A 17,188-nucleotide genomic window follows, 5' to 3' on the forward strand; every position below is an offset into this window, starting at 1 on the left:
GTCAGTAGTGATACCTCGCCTGGAGGATGATCAGGTCCTCGCCGTCGACGAGGTAGACGAGCCTGTGCTCCTCCGTGATGCGCCGGGACCATGCCCCGGCCGCGCCGTACTTCAGCTGCTCGGGCTTGCCGATCCCCTCGAAGGGATCACGCAGGGCCGCGTCGATGAGGGTGTTGATCCGTTTGAGGACCTTGCGGTCCGTGGTCTGCCAGTGCGTGTAGTCCTCCCAGGCGGAGCGGTCCCACACGAGGCGCACTCAGGCGTCCCCGTCCAGGCGGTCCAGAGCGTGCTCCTCAACGCTCCCTGCGCGGGCTCGCTCGTAGGCGTCCAGCAGCCGTCGGGCGTTGGCCGGGGAGCGGAACAGGTAGGCGGTCTCCTGCCAGGCGGCGTACTCGTCCGCGGGCATGAGGACGGCGTTCCCCTTGCGGGAGACGATCTCTACGGCGTCGCGGTCCGCATTCACTCGCTCGATGAGCGGGAACAGGGTCTTGCGGGCTTCACTGGCGCTGATGGACATGCTGGCCTCCTCGGGTACGATGTGGTACTTGCTTATGGTACCAGTTGGAGCTGTCGAACTCGGGGGTGCCGTGCGGGATGCAGATCTCCTTGCCCTCGTGGTCCGTGGGCGCGGCGACGGCGTCCCCTGCTCTCCCAGGAGCGCCTTGGGCTTCCCGAAGATGTCCACACCCGCTCTCCTGACGCAGGCCCCCGCGGGCCGTTCTATTGTCCTGAGGACCATCGACACGGCCGAACCCTGTTCGCCACAACATCGCCGTTGAAGTCCCATCTGCCCTAGGGCGTGTCTCCCTTATCGGTGGTGAGGCTCGCGGCAGGCTGGTCGGGTGAGGTCGACAGGGTCGCGGTATCAGGTATTCACGGACGCGCAGTGGGAGCGGATCGAGCCGTTGCTGCCCTCGAATCAGGGCCGGCGTGGGCACCCCTTCGGGGAGCACCGCAGGGTGGTGGAGGGCATCGCCTACCGGTATCGGACCGGGGTCCCGTGGCGGGATCTGCCCCGGGAGCAGTTCGGGCCCTGGCAGACGGTGTGGAAGCGCCACCGTCGCTACGCCGCGGATGGGACCTGGGATCGGGTGCTGACCCAGGTGCTGGCCGAGGCCGATGCGGCCGGGATGATTGACTGGGCCGTCTCGGTCGATGCGACCATCGCCCGGGCCCATCAGCACGCCACGAACACCACTCGTCCGGACCAGGACACAGGGGGCCGGGGCGAATCACAAGAAACTGCCGCTGGATGAGGTTGAGCCGCCCGGGCACGGCATCGGGCGTTCCCGCGGCGGGCTGACGACCAAGATTCGCCACGCCGTCGATGTCCGCGGCCGGCCGCTGGCCGCGATCGTCACCGGCGGGCAGCGCAACGACGGGGCCGTGCTGGCGCAGGTGCTGGCCGAGATCCAGATTCCCCGACTCGGCGCCGGCGCCGCCCGAGCCCGCCCGGAGGCGGTGATCGCCGACCGGGCCTATGCCACCGGAGTGATTCGCAACGAGCTGCGCCGCCGCCGAATCACCGCGGTAATTCCGGAGAAACGGGACCAGATCGCGGCCCGAGCCCGTCGCGGCAGCCGCGGCGGGCGGCCGCCGGCCTTCGACGCCCAGGCCTACCGCGGGCGCAACGTCGTGGAACGCCACTTCGCCCTAGCCAAGCAATGGCGCGGCGACTGCGGGCTTACACAGCCCGCTGGCGTCGTGGCAGCGGCCCTTCTCCTGCGGCGTATCGCTCATCACCAACAGATCGAGGAACCACGATGACAGGAACTGACGACGGCGTTGCCACGACGCGTTCACCCGAGGTAGCAGTGATCGGGGGTGGGATCGTTGGTCTGTCGACGGCGTACGCGCTGCGGGAGCAGTGCGTGCCGGTGCGCTTGTACGAGGCTGGTCTGCCCGGGACGGGTCAGTCCGGAGGCGAGTCGCGGATCTTCCGACATGCCCACGACGACCCGCGACTCGTTGCTTTCGCGCGCGAAAGCCGCGGCGTCTGGGATGAGTGGGCCGAGCACTTCGACGTCGAGCTGGTCTCATCAGACGGTGTCCTGGCGATCGGAGACAGCGTCCTGGCGCGGCTGCGGGTGCTCAACCAGGTCGGCGGCGTGGAAGCGCACGAGATCGACGCGGTCGCGGTCACCCTGCTCAGCGCCGTGGCCCGGACCAGCTGACCGGCGCACCACTCCCCTTACGTGACTTGGACGGGGGCTCTCCATGCACCGGGGCCCTGGGCACCGCACACCGCGACCCACTGGGACTGCCGGGCAGAACTGGTCCTGCCCGAAGGCTCCCGCCCCGGCGGCCGGGAACCCGGTGTACCGTTTCGAGCACGAGCCCGACCGACAGGAGCGATGTGATGGAGAATCGATCGGAAAGCCTGCCCGCGGAGCAGCCGGTGGGCGAGCTGGAGGAGGTGGCCCATTTCCACGGCCCCATGCTCACCGGCGTCACGGTCTCGCACCGGGGGCGGATCTTCGTCAATTATCCGAAGTGGGGCGATGACGTCGCCTTCACGGTGGCCGAAATTCGCGACGGCGAGGCGGTGGCCTACCCGAACGAGGCCATCAATCGCACCGATTCCGACGACCTGGCGAACACCCTGGTCTCGGTGCAGAGCGTGGTGGTGGACCCTGCCGACCGGCTGTGGATCCTGGACACCGGAAGCCCGCTATTCAAGCCCACGACCTACGGCGGGCCCAAGCTCGTCTGCGTCGACCTGACCAGCGACACAGTGGTCAAGACCATCCTGTTCCCCCAGGATGTCGCGTTGCCCACCAGCTACCTCAACGACGTGCGCTTCGACCTGCGCCGCGGAGCCGAGGGCGTCGCCTACCTCACCGACTCCTCCGACCAGGGACCCAACGCGCTGGTGGTGGTGGACCTGGCCACCGGTCAGAGCTGGCGGCGGCTGCACGAGCACCCCTCCACGAAGGCCGAGCCGCTCACAGACTTCGTGCCGATTGTCGAGGGCCGCCCGATGGTCGCCCGCCAGGAGGACGGGACCGTGGCGCCGGCGATCGCGATGGGCGCGGACGGAATCGCCATCGGCGCCGACGGCGCCCGCCTCTACTACTGCCCGCTGGCATCCCGGCGGCTCTACAGTGTGGCTACCGACGCGCTGGTGGACCGAGCCCTGGATGAGGCGGCGGTGGCCGCGACCGTGCGTGATGAAGGCGACAAGGGCGGGGCCGGCGACGGCCTGGAGTCCGACGCACAGGGCAACGTGTATGCGACGAACTACGAGCACAACGCGGTGCTGCGGCGTCGGGTCGACACCGTCGGGGCGTGGGAGACCGTGGTCAGCGACCCTCGGTTGCTGTGGCCGGACACGCTCTCGGTCGCGGCCGACGGCTACCTCTACATCACCGCGAACCAGCTCCACCGCCAGGCCGACTACCGGCAGGGGCAGGATGAACGGGTCAAGCCCTACACCCTCTTCCGCACCCGCATCGACGCCCGACCCGTCCTGCTGCGCTGACCACAGCGGGACGGAACTGGATGCAGCCATGCACAAGTGAAGCGCCTGGGTTTCGTTCCGAGGTCAGGACGCAACGGGCGCTACAGGTCACTGCTGTGCTCTGTCTTTGACACGTCGAGTTCTCCTCCTGCGGGGATGTTCTTGTACCGCCGGGCCAGTCAGGGACAGCAGCACATGTTCCACGCCTGCTGGCCCTGACCGGCATTACGGCATGGGCCTGGACTGCGCTCAGCCCAGGGAGGCGAGCAACTCGGCGCAGGCCCGCTCGCAGCGCCGGCAAGCCTCAGCGCAGATCTTGCAGTGCTCGTGCATTTCAGCGTGGGAGGCGCACTCGTCCCCGCACGTCTTGCAGGCGGTCCGGCAGGCCTCCAGCAGGGCACGAGTGGTCTCGACGTTGTTGCCGGTCTGCCTGGACAGCACCGTCCCGGTGGTGGCGCAGATGTCGGCGCAATCCAAATTGAACCGGACGCACTGCCTCAGTTCTGCGACCATGTCCTCGGCCAGGCACGCGTCCGCGCAGGCCGTACAGGTCTGAGCGCACTCGAAACAGGCCTCGATGCACTCGGCCAGCTTCTGCCGGTCGATGTCCCCCAAGTCTTTCGGGTAGGTCTCCAGCATCGAGCTCACGTGATGGGTCATGGCTTACTCCTTCATCGGTGCGGTTCGGAAAACGAACCGGCCGGAACCGGCCCGCCATGCAACCCACCATAGACCCCCCGCCCGGCCCGGAAAAGGGGCTCAACTTTGAAGATTGCGTGAAGATCCCAGCTGGCCACGGGCTCCGCCCGAGCCGTTCGAGCGGGCGGCTAGGCCCGAAATGACGGCCTTTCCGGGCCCGGCTCAACCCTGAATCGGCTCGGAACTTGGCACTCCGGCAAATTGCGACCAGATCACGAATCCGCATTGTTGCATAACGTTCTGGTCACGGACCATTTCGACTAAGTGATAACTTGCTCGACGCCGAATTAGGAGGCCGTGGAAAAAGTCCAGAAAATGCACGCCAATGTCTACCGAGGTAACCCATGTCCTACCCCACCCGCCGTGCCCGCATCGAGGCTGAAGCAATGCCCGCCGTTCCCAGTACCGCCGTTCCCTCACCATGGGTGCGATAGGCCTGACCACCGTGGTGGGAGCCACGGTGGCCGGCATGGGCCCGGCCGCAGCCAACGAGGGCGCCCACTCCGCGCCCAGCGGCTCCACTGCTAATTCCTGAACGTGGGAGGGCGGTGCCGCCGCCGAGACGTCCCGCTCTTCCAGGGTTCACACGCACTCGTCCGCGACCAGCAGTGAGCCGGCCCAGGATATCCAGCGGGCCTCTTACTCCACCGCTTCCTCCAGTAGTACTGGTTGGGGGGCGGCCGTGCAGTGGGCTACGGCCAAGGCTGCCGATCCGGGCGTCGGTTACGTCTGGGGTGGAATGGCCCGACCGGCTACGACTGCTCCGGCTTCATTCAGAACGCGTTCGCGCAGGCCGACATTGAGCTGCCTCTGAACTCCAAGGCCCAATATGCGGCCGCTAGCCAATACGTCTCCCTGACGACCTCCAGGTCGGTGACCTGGTCTTCTGGTCCAACAACGGCTCGGCCTCCGGGATCTACCTACCACGTGGCCATGTACATCGGCGACGGCCAGATCGCCCACGCCCGCAACCCGCAAATGGGCGTGGCCGTGACCGCTGTCGACTACAGCCCCTGGAACATGATGGGCACCGCCGCCCGCTACTGAACGGCACGCCACCACCCCGGGACGGCCCCGCAAGACGAAAGCCTCGGGGCCGTTCGATCTCAGGAGACCTCAGCCACCGTGCCCACCCCGCTGTCCCGCTGACCGAACCCCACCGGACACGCCAGCAGCTCACGTGGACGAACGTCGACATGCCTTGGGCCGCGTCCCGTCGTCCCCGTCCGGTGGTCCTCCTGGTGATGGGGCGTCATATGACACAAGTCTGGATGGCTCCCCCTCCCCTGTTGTCGCTTGCAGACGATGGGGCAGCGCCAAGAGCGCTGATTTGCAGCAGGTATGGCGCGGATGCGTCGGTTTAGGGTGGCTCGGGACATGCCCTAGCCAAGCAATGGCGCGGCTTGGCCACTCGTTACGACAAGCTAGCGATCACCTACCGCGCCGCCGTCACCCTCTGCGCCATCTTCACCTGGCTGCGCGCATAAGGGAGACACGCCCTAGTTGTAGGAGGGCATGACATTGTTGACTCGCGCCGGGGCCAACGAGGCCGGCGGGATGTTCCCGCAGGAGGTATGAGGCCGATGGTAGTTGTAGTGGTTCACCCACACTGCCAACGCCTCACGCCGGGCCGTCTCTGAGGAGTACGGGCGGGCGTAGAGGACCTCGTCCACCATCAGCCGGTTGTACCGCTCGACCTTCCCGTTGTGACGCGGGGTGTAGGGGCGGATCCGGTGGTGCCGGCCCCCGAGCGAGACCACCTTCGCGGTGAAGTCCACGGCCCGGTAGTTGTTCCCGTTGTCCGTGACCACCCGGTCCACGGTGATGCCGTGGGCGGCGAAGAACGCCCGCGCCCGGCAGAAGAACCCGATCGTGGTCACCGCCTTCTCGTCCTCCAGCGCCTCGGTGTACGCCAGCCGGGTGTACCCGTCGATCGCCGAGTGCAGGTAGGTGTACCCGACCCGGCAGCCAGGCCCGCGCTTGGCCGCCCGCGCGTTCTCGGAGTCCCGGCCGTGAGCACGCCAGCCGCCCCCCTCGGGGATGCGCCCGATTTTCTTCACGTCCATGTGCACCATGTGCCCCGGGCCGCAGGCGGTGATCTTCTGCGGTCGTTGGCGCAGGTCTTCTCCGGCCGGGGTCAGGTCCCGTAGGCGGGAGATCCCGAGTCGGTGTAGCCACCGTCCCACGGTACGAAGACACACCCGGTGGCCCTCGGAGACGAGGTGGTGATGGATGCGCCGTGCGGACCACTTGCGCTCCCGCCGCAGGGCGTGGATCTGGGCGACCAGGACCGGATCGAGCTGGGCAGGTGAACGGTGCGGCCGGCTGGGCAGGTCCTGAAGGCCGGCTTCTCCCTGGGCGCGGTAGCGGGCCACCCAGGTGGCCACCGTGGGGCGGCTCACACGGAACTCGGCTGCCACGTGTGCTTGCGGGATCCCGTCGTGCAGGTGGCGTTGGACCATGCGCAGCCGGCCGGTCGGGGTCAGGGGTGCGTTAGCGTGAGTCATGAGCGGGTCTCTTCTAGCAGGTGGGTTGTTGAGGAACTTCCATCCTGCGGCAGGGGCCCGCTCGTCTCATCTCAGCCCGTACCCCGTGGCAAGAACCTCATGACCGACAACACCTAGGGCCGCTTGGGTACAAGAACAGCCGGTGCGAACTCCGATCGCACCGGCTGTTCTCACCCAGTCCGCGTAGAGAGCAACGGAGTTACTCCTCGCAGTCAGTTTGAAACTACACGTTAAACCGGAACTCAACCACGTCCCCGTCCTTCATCACGTAATCCTTGCCCTCCATGCGCACCTTACCGGCAGCCTTGGCATCAGCCATAGAGCCGGCAGCGATCAGATCATCGAAACTCACGATCTCGGCCTTGATGAACCCGCGCTGGAAGTCGGTGTGGATCACGCCGGCGGCCTCCGGAGCGGTCGCGCCGACCGGGATGGTCCACGCGCGCGTCTCCTTCGGCCCCGCCGTCAGGTAGGTCTGCAAGCCGAGGGTGGAGAAGCCCACGCGGGCCAGCTGGTCCAGCCCGGACTCGTCCTGGCCGGCCATCTCCAGCATCTCGGCGGCCTCCTCCTCGGAGAGCTCCACGAGGTCGGACTCGAGCTTGGCGTCTAGGAACACGGCGTCGGCGGGGGCCACCAGATCGCGCAGCTCCTGCTGCTTGGCCTCGTCCCCCAGCACACCCTCATCGGAGTTGAACACGTAGATGAACGGCTTGGCGGTGAGCAGGCTCAGCTCGCGCAGCCGGTCCATGTCCAGCTTGTCCTTGTCCTTCGCGGCGAAGATCGTCTCGCCCCGCTCCAGCACTGCGAGCGCGGCCTGCAGCGCCTCGAGGTCGGCGGGCTCCTTCTTCTTGCCCTTGACCTCCTTCTCGACGCGCGGGATCGCCTTCTCCACGGTCTGCATGTCCGCGATGATCAGCTCGGTGTTGATGGTCTCCATGTCCGAGGCCGGGTCCACCTTGCCGTCCACGTGGACGACGTCGCCGTCGTCGAACGCGCGCACCACCTGGGCGATCGCGTGGGCCTCGCGGATGTTCGCCAGGAACTGGTTGCCCAGGCCCTCCCCCTCAGAGGCGCCCTTGACGATGCCGGCGATGTCCACGAAGGACACCGTCGCCGGCAGGATGCGCTCGGAGCCGAAGATCTCGGCCAGCTGCGGCAGACGCTCGTCCGGCAGGTTCACCACGCCCACGTTCGGCTCGATCGTCGCGAACGGGTAGTTCGCCGCGAGCACGGTCTGGCGCGTCAGCGCGTTGAACAGGGTCGACTTGCCCACGTTGGGCAGTCCCACGAATCCGATAGTCAAAGCCACAGTCCGGCAGTCTACCGGCGGGCCCGCCGAGGCGGACGCGTCCCGCACCGGCCCCATTCCATGGGCAGAACCAGCAGCCCCGCCCGCTCCGTGGGCAGAAAGCGCGCTCTCCCCCGTTCCGGGGGCAGAACCGGCAGGGTTTTCGCGTCCGGGGGCAGAAACCTTCGCTTTTCCGCCCACGGAACCCAGAGGCCCAGCGGCCACGGGGCCCGCCAGCCCCAGCCCCCACGGAACCCAGAGACTCGCACCGCCCAGCACGCAGCCCCGCCCAGATGACCGATCTGGAGGGTGGTCGGGTCGCCCTGACCCCGATGAGAGGACGCACACCTGTGTCTGCCGAACAGTGGGCGACAGCCGAGACCGCAGGGCCACCGGGTCCGCCCGACGCCGAGGTCCGCGGCACCGTGCGCCTGCGCTCCAACGACTACCGGGACAAGCCGGCCGTGGACCCGCGCTACTTCACCGACCCGGAGGGCCATGACATGGCCGTCGCGGTGGCCGGCATCCGACTGGCCCGGGAGATCGTCTCCCAGCCGGCCATGGCGGAGTGGGTCGGCCGGGAGCTCGCCCCGGGCGAGCAGGCGCAGACGGATGAGCAGATCGCCGACGACGTGCGCCGCACCCACAACACCGTGTATCACCCGGTGGGCTCGGTGCGCATGGGCACCGACGCCGACGCCGACGCCATGAGCCCGCTCGACGCCCGCCTGCGCGTCAAGGGCGTGACGGGGCTGCGCGTCGCCGACGACTCCGTGATGCCCGAGCACGTGACCGTGAACCCCAACATCACGTGCTTCATGATCGGTGAGAAGGCTGCGCAGCTGATCCTGGCCGACCGCGCCTGACCACCACGCAGATGCGGCGGGCCCCCAGTGGGGGCCCGCCGCATCTGCGTTCGGGGGACGGGCCGCGCGCCGGTCGCGGGCGCGGCTCCGTCAGAGGGCGATCACTCGCCGGAGGCCTCGGCGGTCTCGCCCTCCACGGTCTGCGCGGCCACGGGGGCGGCGCCGCCGTGGGTGACGGAGATCTTGCGGGGCTTGGCCTGCTCCGCCACCGGGATGGTGAGGGTCAGGACGCCGTCGCTGTAGTCGGCCTGGATGCGGTCGAGGGCCAGGCCCTCGCCCAGGGTGAGCTGGCGGGCGAAGGTGCCGGCGGAACGCTCACGGGTGAGCCAGCGGCGGTCCTCGCGGGCCGGGTCCTCCTTGCGCTCGGCGCGGACGGTGAGCGTGCGCTCCTCCACGTCCACGTCGATGGAGGCCGGGTCGACGCCGGGCAGCTCGACCTCGGCGACGAAGGCGTCGCCCTCGCGGTACAGGTTCATGGGCATGGACGCGGTGCCGGTCGCGCGGGTCGTCAGACCGTTCACCAGGCGCTCCATCTCACGGAAGGGACGCTCCATCTCACGGAACGGATCGATGGGACGGGCCATGTCGGTTCACTCTCCTCGGGAGTCGGGTGGGCGCCGCTGACACCGCGGCGTCTGATCACCACAACAGCACGCCCGGCGAACCTATTCCAGAAATCTGCGTGAACTTCGCTCAACTTTCTGGAGGGCGGCCCGCCCGCCTCGGCGGGGCCCACCCATGACATCCGTCATGGCGCATTCCTGACGTCTGCCGCTCCCACGGGGCGCGCCCCGCGGCGAGGCTGGAGCCATGAGCAACGCACCCGCACTCGCAACCCGGGGACTCACCCGGCGCTTCGGACCGGTCCGGGCCGTGGACGGCGTGGATCTCACCGTCCCCGTCGGCGAAGTCCTCGCCCTCCTCGGGCCCAACGGCGCCGGCAAGACCACGCTGCTGGACATGGCCTTGGGCTTCAGCCCACCCTCGGACGGCACGGTCCGCGTCCTCGGCGCCGACCCCGTCGCCGCCGTCCGCCAGGGCCGGGTGGGCGCGGTACTGCAGACGGGCGGCCTGCTGGAGGACCTGAGCGTGCGCGAGACCGTGGCCATGGTGGCCGGCTGCCACCGCCGCCACATCGGCGTGCCCGCCGCCCTCGAGCGCGCCGGCCTCACCGGGCTGGCCGGCCGCCGCGTGAAGAAGTGCTCCGGAGGCGAGCGCCAGCGGCTGCGCTTCGCCCTGGCCCTGCTCACCGACCCCGAGCTGCTGATCCTGGACGAGCCCACCGCGGGCATGGACGTCCGCGCCCGCCACGACTTCTGGGACACCATGCACGCCGAGGCGGACCGGGGCCGCACCATCGTGTTCGCCACCCACTTCCTCCCCGAGGCCGAGGACTTCGCGGACCGGATCGTCCTGATGCGCGAGGGCCGGATCCACGCGGACGGCACGCCCGCCGAGCTCGCCACCGGCGGGTCCGTCACCCTCACGGGCCGCTGGGCCGGCGGCGGAGACGATCCGGACGCGCCCGCCCGCCTCGCCGCCGCCCTGGGCCTGCCGCAGGACGCCGTCCAGCTCGAACCACAGCACCTCTCCCCCGGCCGCCTGCGCGTGCGCGTCCCCGGCGGGGGCTCGGTCACCGGCGACGACGTCGCCCGCCATCTGCTGAATGAGCGCCTCGTCGAGGACCTGGCGATCACCCACGCCTCCCTCGACGACGTGTTCCTCTCCCTGACCGACGCCGGCCAGCCGGCACCCTCCGAGCCGCAGGAGTCCCTCGCATGAGCACGACCACCACCGCCCCCGGCCGCCTGGTCGGCTACGCACGCCGCGAGTTCGTCCGCAACGTGCGGATGATCGAGAGCTCGTTCTTCATCGTCGTCCTCCCCGTGGCGCTCTACCTCATGTTCGGCGCGCTCTCCGACTGGGGAGACCTCCCCGTCGGCCACGGGAACGTGTCCGCGTACACCATGACCGGCATGGCCGTGTACGGGGCGGTCATGGCCACCACCTCGATCGCCGGCTCGGCCGCCGTCGAGCGCCAGTCCGGCTGGGGCCGCCAGCTCTCCCTGACCGCGCTCACCCCGGGCGCCTACCTCGCCGGCAAGTGCCTCGTGGCCCTGGCCATCGCCGCCCTGCCCGTGCTCGCCGTGCTCGCCGCGGGCGCGCTCACAGGCGCCGAGCTCGACGGCCCGCTGCGCTGGCTCACGACGGGCGCCCTCGCCCTGGTGTCCTCGCTGCCGTTCGCGCTGTTCGGCCTGGCGGCCGCCCTGCTCTTCCGTTCGGAGGCCGCCGTGTCCGCGGCGTCGGGCATCCTGGTGGTGTTCGGCTTCCTCGGGAACCTCTTCGTCCCGCTCTCGGGGATCATGCTGGACATCGGGCGCTTCACTCCGGTGTACGGGGCCGGCGCCCTCGCCCGGTGGCCGCAGATGGAGGGAGAGAGGGCACCGATGGGAACGGAACCCGCCGCCGCCGCGGACCCGCTGTGGCTGCCGCTCGTGAACCTGCTGGCCTGGACGGCGGTGTTCGCGGTGGTCTGCCTGCTCGCCTCCCGCTCCCGGACGGCCCGCGCATGAGCCCCGACGGAGGATCCCCGGCGCCGGCCCGCCCGGCGGTCGGCACGGCGGAGCACGACCCCGCCGTCCTGCCGCTGCACCTGTGGCCGTCCACGCTGGGGTTCGCCGGGGTGTGGCTCATCAGCTTCGGCTTCGTCCTCGTCGAGCTCCTCCGCCGGGCGTTCACGCCCGGGGACGGGCGGGGCGAGGCGATCCTGGGGGTGGCGGCCATCGCGGTCTTCGTCCTCGTCTACCTGGCCGCGTTCGTGGTGCCGCGCCCGGTGCGCGCGTGGCCTGCCTGGGCCAACACGATCCTCACCTGGCTCGTGCTCGCCGCGTGCGTGGCCGTGCTGACCCGGATCCTGGGCGTCCACGCCCTGCTCTACTCCCCCTTCCTCGTGGCCGCATGGCTCTTCCCCCACCGGCTCCGCGTGGGCCTGATCGGCGCCGGTGTCACGGTGGCCGCGGCACTGACGGCCGGGCTGCTGTTCTTCCCCGGCGATCCGGCGCTGCCCGTCGTGCTGGGCAACCTCGCCGTCGTCCTGGTGGTGCTGGTGGGCATGCGCCTGGCCATCGGCCGGGACGACCGGGTCATGGAGATGACGCATGAACTCGACCTCGCCGGCCAGCGGGAACGGCTCGGCCGGGATCTGCACGACATCCTGGGCCACTCCCTGACCACCATCAACGTCAAGACCCAGCTCGTGCACCGGCTGATCGACACGGACCCCGCCCGGGCCAAGCAGGAGGCCGCCGAGGTGATCGCCCTGTCCCGCACTGCCCTCGCCGAGGCGCGGGCCGCCGTCGCCGAGCTCGCCGCCCCGGAGCTGGGCGGGCAGCTCTCCCTCTCCATGGGGGCGCTGCGGGACGCCGGGATGGCCGTCGAGGCCCCGCCGCCCGGCGCCGTCACCGAGGTGCCGGAGCGTCGCCGCGCCCTGGCCGCCCTCCTGGACACCGAGCCGGACCTGACCGTCGTCGCCCAGGCCGCCTCCGGGGACGAGGTGGCGGACGCGGTCGAGGCCCATGACGTGGACGTCGCCCTGCTGGACATCGAGATGCCCGGCGTGGACGGGCTCGAGGCCCTGCGCCGGATCCGGGACCGCGGCCTGGACTGCGCCGTGCTGATGGTGACGACCTTCGGCCGCCCCGGCTACCTGGAGCGGGCCCTGGCCGCCGGGGCCCGGGGATTCGTGGTCAAGGACACCCCGGCCGAGCAGCTCGCCGACGCCGTGCGCGCGGTGGCCCGCGGCGAGCGCGTGGTGGATCCCTCGCTCGCGGTGGACACCCTCGCGGCGGGGCCCAGCCCGCTGACCCCGCGGGAGGTCGACGTGCTGCGCGAAGCGCTCACGGGAGCCTCCGTCCGGGCGATCGCCGGACGCCTGCACCTCTCGGCGGGCACGGTGCGCAACCATCTGAGCGCGGCGATCGGCAAGACGGCCACCAGCACGCGCGGCGAGGCCGCGACGGTCGCGCGCGACCGCGGGTGGCTGTAGGGGCGGCTCAGCGGAGGCGCTCAGGTGAGACGCCCGAGCGCCGCACGGAACGCGGCCTCCGCCGTCTCGCCGTACGGCACGAACAGCACCTCGTCCACGGTGCCGCCCACCTCGTCCGCCATCGCGTGGCAGGTCTCGACGGCGATCCGCGCGGCGTCCTCCATGGGCCAGCCGTAGATCCCCGCGGAGATCGCCGGGAACGCGACCGTCCGGGCGCCGAGCCCGGCCGCCACCTTCAGGGACTCGCGGTAGCACGAGGCGAGGGTGTCGGACTTGTCGATCGTCTTGGCCCACACCGGGCCCACCGTGTGGATGACCCAGCGCGCGGGCAGGCGCCCCGCCGTCGTCGCCACGGCCTGCCCGGCGGGCAGCCCCTCCGGCAGGTCGGTCTCGCGCAGGCGGCGGCACTCGGCCAGGATCTCGGGGCCGCCGCGCCGGTGGATGGCGCCGTCCACGCCTCCGCCGCCGAGCAGGGTGGAGTTGGCGGCGTTGACGACGGCGTCCGCGCGCGTGGCCGTGATGTCCCCGGGGGCGATGGTGAGCTGCATGGGTTCACGCTAGGCGCGGGTGGGCGCCGTCGGACAGGGCCGGTAGCCTCGGCCCCATGAGCACCCCCACGCCCACCGGCCCGACCCCCACGCCTCCCGGCGGCGAGCTGCTGCCGCTGATCAGCCTCGCGGTGGAGCACGTGTTCGACACGCTCGGCCGGCAGTCCGTGTTCGCCCCCACGATCCTCGCCGTCGCCGCCGACGGCCAGCGCGGCATGTGGGAGCACCCGGACCTCGAGCCCGAGCAGGCGGCCGCCACGGTCGCGAAGATCAGCCCGCGCCCCACGCGGGCGGTGGCCGTGTTCGACGGCGAGATCGAGACGGCGGACGGACCCCGCCCGGCTGTCGCGGTGGAGGCCTTCGACGCCGCCGCCCTGGCCTCGACCCGCATGGTCTTCCCGTATCTGCCCGGCGTGGCCGCGGCGGGCATCGCCGCCCGCGTCGACGGCGACCCGCAGGTCGTGGCCAACGGCCCCAACCCGCTCTTCGGCTGAGCCGCCCACCACGACGACGGCGCGCCGCCGCCTAACGTGTCCCTGCGGCCTGCGAGGGTGGGGGCATGGAGATCCTCAGCCTGCTGCTCGCCCTCATCCTCGGACTCGTGCTGGGCGCCCTGGTGGGCGCGTGGCTCATGTGGCGCCGGTCGGCCGGCGGCGGTGAAGAGGCCCGCCGGGCCCAGGCCGAGCTGGCCGCGCTGCGCACCGAGCACCAGGGCGCGCGAGAGGAGCTCGCGGCCGCCCGGGCGGAGCAGCGCGCGCTCACGGCCGCGCGCGCCGAGGACGCCGAACGCCAACGCGCGGAGTCCCAGGTGATGTCCACGCTCGCGCCGCTGGGCCAGCGGCTGGCGGCGCTCCAGGAGCAGGTGAGCGTGCTGGAACGGGATCGGGCGTCCCAGTTCGGCCGGCTCGGGGAGCAGCTCCGCGCCGCCGCGGCCACCGACCGTGACCTGCTGAACCAGACCACCTCGCTCATGGCCACCCTCAAGTCCACCTCCGCCCGGGGCCACTGGGGCGAGGCGCAGCTGCGGCGGGTCGTCGAGGCGGCGGGAATGCTCCACCACGTGGACTTCACGGAGCAGGCCACGCTGTCCGGCAGGGACGGCGAGCGTCTCCGCCCGGACCTCGTGGTGTCCCTGCCCGGCGGCAAGGCCATGGCCGTGGACGCCAAGGCCCCCATCGGGGACGCGCTGGCCGCCGAGGCCCTCGCGGACGAGCCCGGCGAGGAGGCGTACGAGCGGCGCCAGGCGCTGGCCGCCCAGCACGCCGCGGCCGTCCGCCGCCACGTGGACCAGCTCTCGGCGAAGTCCTACTGGGCCGGCCTCGAGCACTCCCCCGAGCTGGTCCTGTGCTTCCTGCCCGCCGAGTCGCTCCTGGCCGCGGCCCTGGACGCGGACCCCGGGCTGCTGGACCACGCGTTCTCCCGGAACGTCGCGCTCGTCGCCCCCGTCTCCCTCCTGACCGCCCTGAAGTCCGTGGCCTACGCGTGGCGGCAGGACACCCTGGCCGAGAACGCCCACACCGTGGTGGCCAGCGCGAAGGACCTCTACGAGCGCCTCGGCACGCTCGGCACCCACCTGGACCGCATGGGCGGCTCCCTCAAGACCGCCGTGGACCGCTACAACCAGCTCGTCGGCAACGTCGAGTCGCGCGTGCTCCCCGCCGCCCGGCGCCTCCGCGACGCCGACCCGGGCCTGGCTCCCACGCCGGACATCCGCACGCTCGAGTCCGCACCCCGGCCCCTGGCCGCCCCGGAACTGGTCGCGGGCGTGGAGGAGGACGAGCTGCGCCGTCGTCGGGCGGAGTCGGCGCGGGAGGCGTGAGCAGGGCCGCACGGGCGCCGGGCGGGTGGGCCCTCGCCGGGAGGGGATCGCCTTCTGGTGATCCAGATCACTTGATACGGTGAAACTCACAGAGAATTGCCAGGCCGCGCCGAGGGCCTGACGTGATGAGGAGGCCCCGTGGAGTCCCGATCGATCCCCCCGCCGAGCAACGTCAACGAGCACGTCTCCCGCTTCGACCCCCGGGCGGCCGCCCAGGAGTTCGAACACGAGCTCTCTCCGGGCATGCGTGACGAGCCGCTGACCGGCGGCGAGAACGTCAAGCGCATCATCGGCCTCGTGGCCGGCCCCCTGCTCGCCGTCGCCCTGTTCCTGCTGATGCCGGGCGACCTCGGCGTCTGGCCCCGCCTCGTCGCCGCCACCGCCGTGCTCATGGCCGTGTGGTGGATGACCGAGGCCCTGCCCATCCCCGCCACCGCCCTGCTGCCGCTCGTCATCTTCCCGCTCGGCGTGCCCGCCGAGGAGTCCGACGGCGGCATCACCTTCGACGCCGTCGGCGCGAGCTACGGCAACAACGTCATCTTCCTGTTCATGGGCGGCTTCATGCTCGCCCTGGCCATGCAGCGCTGGAACCTGCACCGGCGCATCGCGCTCGGCGTCCTGACGTTCATGGGCGCCAGGACCGTGAACCTCGCCCTGGGCTTCATGATCGCCACCGGGTTCATCTCCATGTGGGTGTCCAACACCGCCACCGCCGTGATGATGCTCCCCATCGGCGTGTCCATCCTCGTGCTCGTCCAGCGCTACGGCACGGACGACGCCCTGACCGCGGACGAGGGAGCGGACCAGGTCGACCGCCCCGACGCGCCCGCATCCGCGCCCGGCGAGGCCCCCACGCAGGCCGAGATCCGCTCCCTCACGAAGTCGAACTTCGGCACCGCGCTCATGCTCGGCATCGCGTACGCCGCGTCCATCGGCTCGCTCGGCACCATCATCGGCACCCCGCCCAACACCCTGCTCGCGGGCCACATGGCCGCCGAGCACGGCGTGGAGATCGGCTTCGGCCAGTGGATGCTGGTCGGCGTGCCAATCGCCGTCGTGCTGCTCTTCGCGTGCTGGTTCCTGCTGACCCGCGTGCTGTTCCGCCCCGAGATCGACGAGGTCCCCGGCGGCCGCGACCTGATCGCCGCCGAGCTGGCCCGCCTGGGCCGCATGAGCGCCCCCGAGGCCAAGGTCCTCGCCGTCTTCGTCCTCGCCGCACTGGCCTGGATCACCGTGCCGCTGATCTCCGAGTACGTCCTGGACCTGGAGTCCCCGCTGCTCTCGGACGCGGCCATCGCCATGGTCGTCGGACTCATCCTGTTCCTCCTGCCGGCCGGTGGCGGGGCCGGGCGCGGCGTGCGCCTGCTCGACTGGGAGGCCGCGAAGGAGCTGCCGTGGGGCGTGCTCCTGCTGTTCGGCGGCGGCCTGGCCCTGTCCGGTCAGTTCTCCAAGTCGGGCCTGTCCACGTGGCTCGGTGAGCAGGTCAAGGGCCTCGGCGACATCCCCGTGTGGGTGCTCGTGGTGATCGCCGCCGTCGGCATCCTGCTGCTGACCGAGATGACCTCGAACACGGCCACCGCGGCCACGTTCCTGCCCGTCGCCTCCGGCGTGGCCCTGGGCACCGGCGTCGCCCCGCTCATGCTGGCCGCGCCCGTCGCCCTCGCCGCGACCTGCGCGTTCATGCTGCCCGTGGCCACCCCGCCGAACGCCATCGCGTACGGCTCCGGCTACGTGACCATCGGCCAGATGGTGAAGGGCGGCGTGTGGCTGAACATCATCGCCGCCGTGCTCATCTCCCTCGCGTCGATGACCCTGCTCGTCTGGGTCTTCGGACTCTGAGCCCTGACCCGCCACGGCCAGCCACCCGCCAGCCCGGAACGCCGAGGCCCGCAGACTCGCCGCTACGACGGCGTCGTGACGGCGCGTCTGCGGGCCTCAGCGAGGAGACGAGGGGTG

General features: G+C 70.9%; 17 protein-coding genes and 3 pseudogenes. 13 read left to right on the plus strand and 7 right to left on the minus strand.

What is annotated here, in order from left to right; translation table 11 throughout:
- Position 1: 1 nt before the first annotated feature.
- Together J1M44_RS10265 and J1M44_RS10270 are read right to left on the minus strand one after the other, a co-directional pair.
- Positions 2-256 (minus strand): Txe/YoeB family addiction module toxin, encoded by a 255-nt coding sequence (locus J1M44_RS10265; RefSeq protein ID WP_049159304.1) that lies wholly within the window; start codon positions 254-256, stop codon positions 2-4.
- A complete protein-coding gene (locus J1M44_RS10270; RefSeq protein ID WP_002855277.1) occupies positions 257-517 on the minus strand; it encodes a type II toxin-antitoxin system Phd/YefM family antitoxin in 261 nt (86 codons plus the stop codon).
- 325 nt (positions 518-842) lie between these two features.
- Here J1M44_RS10270 and J1M44_RS10275 point away from each other — a divergent pair.
- The 3 genes from J1M44_RS10275 (at position 843) to J1M44_RS10285 (ending at position 3,481) form a co-directional block, all read left to right on the plus strand.
- A protein-coding gene (locus J1M44_RS10275; protein WP_186321689.1) for an IS5 family transposase occupies positions 843-1,767 on the plus strand; the annotation gives its coding sequence in 2 pieces (ribosomal slippage) (positions 843-1,217 and positions 1,219-1,767; 924 coding nt in all).
- Complete coding sequence (locus J1M44_RS10280) at positions 1,764-2,174, plus strand: FAD-dependent oxidoreductase (protein ID WP_410992358.1); 411 nt, start codon at positions 1,764-1,766, stop codon at positions 2,172-2,174. The genes J1M44_RS10275 and J1M44_RS10280 overlap by 4 nt, the downstream gene beginning before the upstream one ends.
- A 185-nt stretch (positions 2,175-2,359) precedes the next feature.
- A complete protein-coding gene (locus J1M44_RS10285) occupies positions 2,360-3,481 on the plus strand; it encodes an L-dopachrome tautomerase-related protein (protein WP_145033021.1) in 1,122 nt (373 codons plus the stop codon).
- Positions 3,482-3,709: 228 nt separating this feature from the next.
- Here J1M44_RS10285 and J1M44_RS10290 read toward each other — a convergent pair whose 3' ends face one another.
- Complete coding sequence (locus J1M44_RS10290) at positions 3,710-4,120, minus strand: four-helix bundle copper-binding protein (RefSeq protein ID WP_145032951.1); 411 nt, start codon at positions 4,118-4,120, stop codon at positions 3,710-3,712.
- A 726-nt stretch (positions 4,121-4,846) separates the two neighbouring features.
- On the opposite strand from J1M44_RS10290, the gene J1M44_RS10295 reads away from it, so the two are divergent.
- Together J1M44_RS10295 and J1M44_RS10300 are read left to right on the plus strand one after the other, a co-directional pair.
- Positions 4,847-5,206 (plus strand): C40 family peptidase, encoded by a 360-nt coding sequence (locus J1M44_RS10295; protein ID WP_186321690.1) that lies wholly within the window; start codon positions 4,847-4,849, stop codon positions 5,204-5,206.
- 335 nt (positions 5,207-5,541) lie between these two features.
- Positions 5,542-5,646: pseudogene (locus tag J1M44_RS10300) on the plus strand (IS5/IS1182 family transposase); the annotation flags it as partial.
- 12 nt (positions 5,647-5,658) lie between these two features.
- On the opposite strand, the gene J1M44_RS10305 reads toward J1M44_RS10300, so the two are convergent.
- Positions 5,659-6,666 carry an IS481 family transposase gene (locus J1M44_RS10305; protein ID WP_206480937.1) on the minus strand — a complete coding sequence of 336 codons (1,008 nt, stop codon included), beginning with the start codon at positions 6,664-6,666 and terminating at the stop codon, positions 5,659-5,661.
- A gap of 223 nt (positions 6,667-6,889) precedes the next feature.
- Positions 6,890-7,975 carry a redox-regulated ATPase YchF gene (ychF, locus tag J1M44_RS10310; RefSeq protein WP_134377058.1) on the minus strand — a complete coding sequence of 362 codons (1,086 nt, stop codon included), beginning with the start codon at positions 7,973-7,975 and terminating at the stop codon, positions 6,890-6,892.
- A 386-nt stretch (positions 7,976-8,361) separates the two neighbouring features.
- Between ychF and J1M44_RS10315 the strand changes: the two are divergent.
- Positions 8,362-8,820: pseudogene (locus tag J1M44_RS10315) on the plus strand (GMC oxidoreductase); the annotation flags it as partial.
- A gap of 101 nt (positions 8,821-8,921) precedes the next feature.
- Here J1M44_RS10315 and J1M44_RS10320 read toward each other — a convergent pair.
- On the minus strand, positions 8,922-9,404 hold the full coding sequence (locus J1M44_RS10320) for an Hsp20/alpha crystallin family protein (protein ID WP_145032966.1): 483 nt from the start codon (positions 9,402-9,404) through the stop codon (positions 8,922-8,924).
- 226 nt (positions 9,405-9,630) lie between these two features.
- Between J1M44_RS10320 and J1M44_RS10325 the strand changes: the two genes are divergently transcribed.
- The 4 genes and pseudogenes from J1M44_RS10325 (at position 9,631) to J1M44_RS11795 (ending at position 12,865) form a co-directional block, all read left to right on the plus strand.
- Entirely contained in the window at positions 9,631-10,602 is a 972-nt protein-coding gene (locus J1M44_RS10325) for an ABC transporter ATP-binding protein (protein ID WP_145032969.1), read from the plus strand.
- Positions 10,599-11,393, plus strand: a complete 795-nt coding sequence (locus J1M44_RS10330; protein ID WP_145032972.1) for an ABC transporter permease — start codon at positions 10,599-10,601, stop codon at positions 11,391-11,393. Before J1M44_RS10325 ends, J1M44_RS10330 begins: the two co-directional genes overlap by 4 nt.
- Positions 11,394-11,971: 578 nt before the next feature.
- Positions 11,972-12,184: pseudogene (locus tag J1M44_RS11790) on the plus strand (histidine kinase); the annotation flags it as partial.
- Between the two features lie 63 nt (positions 12,185-12,247).
- Complete coding sequence (locus J1M44_RS11795) at positions 12,248-12,865, plus strand: response regulator transcription factor (RefSeq protein ID WP_241253024.1); 618 nt, start codon at positions 12,248-12,250, stop codon at positions 12,863-12,865.
- Between the two features lie 20 nt (positions 12,866-12,885).
- Here J1M44_RS11795 and J1M44_RS10340 read toward each other — a convergent pair whose 3' ends face one another.
- On the minus strand, positions 12,886-13,413 hold the full coding sequence (locus J1M44_RS10340) for an O-acetyl-ADP-ribose deacetylase (protein WP_065573512.1): 528 nt from the start codon (positions 13,411-13,413) through the stop codon (positions 12,886-12,888).
- Between the two features lie 56 nt (positions 13,414-13,469).
- Between J1M44_RS10340 and J1M44_RS10345 the strand changes: the two genes are divergently transcribed.
- The 3 genes from J1M44_RS10345 to J1M44_RS10355 all read left to right on the plus strand — a co-directional run bounded on the left by J1M44_RS10345 (position 13,470) and on the right by J1M44_RS10355 (position 17,071).
- On the plus strand, positions 13,470-13,907 hold the full coding sequence (locus J1M44_RS10345) for a hypothetical protein (RefSeq protein WP_051995311.1): 438 nt from the start codon (positions 13,470-13,472) through the stop codon (positions 13,905-13,907).
- 65 nt (positions 13,908-13,972) lie between these two features.
- Entirely contained in the window at positions 13,973-15,232 is a 1,260-nt protein-coding gene (gene rmuC, locus J1M44_RS10350) for a DNA recombination protein RmuC (protein WP_145032980.1), read from the plus strand.
- A gap of 138 nt (positions 15,233-15,370) precedes the next feature.
- Positions 15,371-17,071 carry a DASS family sodium-coupled anion symporter gene (locus tag J1M44_RS10355; RefSeq protein ID WP_206480939.1) on the plus strand — a complete coding sequence of 567 codons (1,701 nt, stop codon included), beginning with the start codon at positions 15,371-15,373 and terminating at the stop codon, positions 17,069-17,071.
- Positions 17,072-17,188: the final 117 nt, after the last annotated feature.

The sequence above is a fragment of the Micrococcus sp. KRD128 genome (genome assembly GCF_017168395.1).
Classification (GTDB): Bacteria; Actinomycetota; Actinomycetes; order Actinomycetales; family Micrococcaceae; genus Micrococcus; species Micrococcus luteus.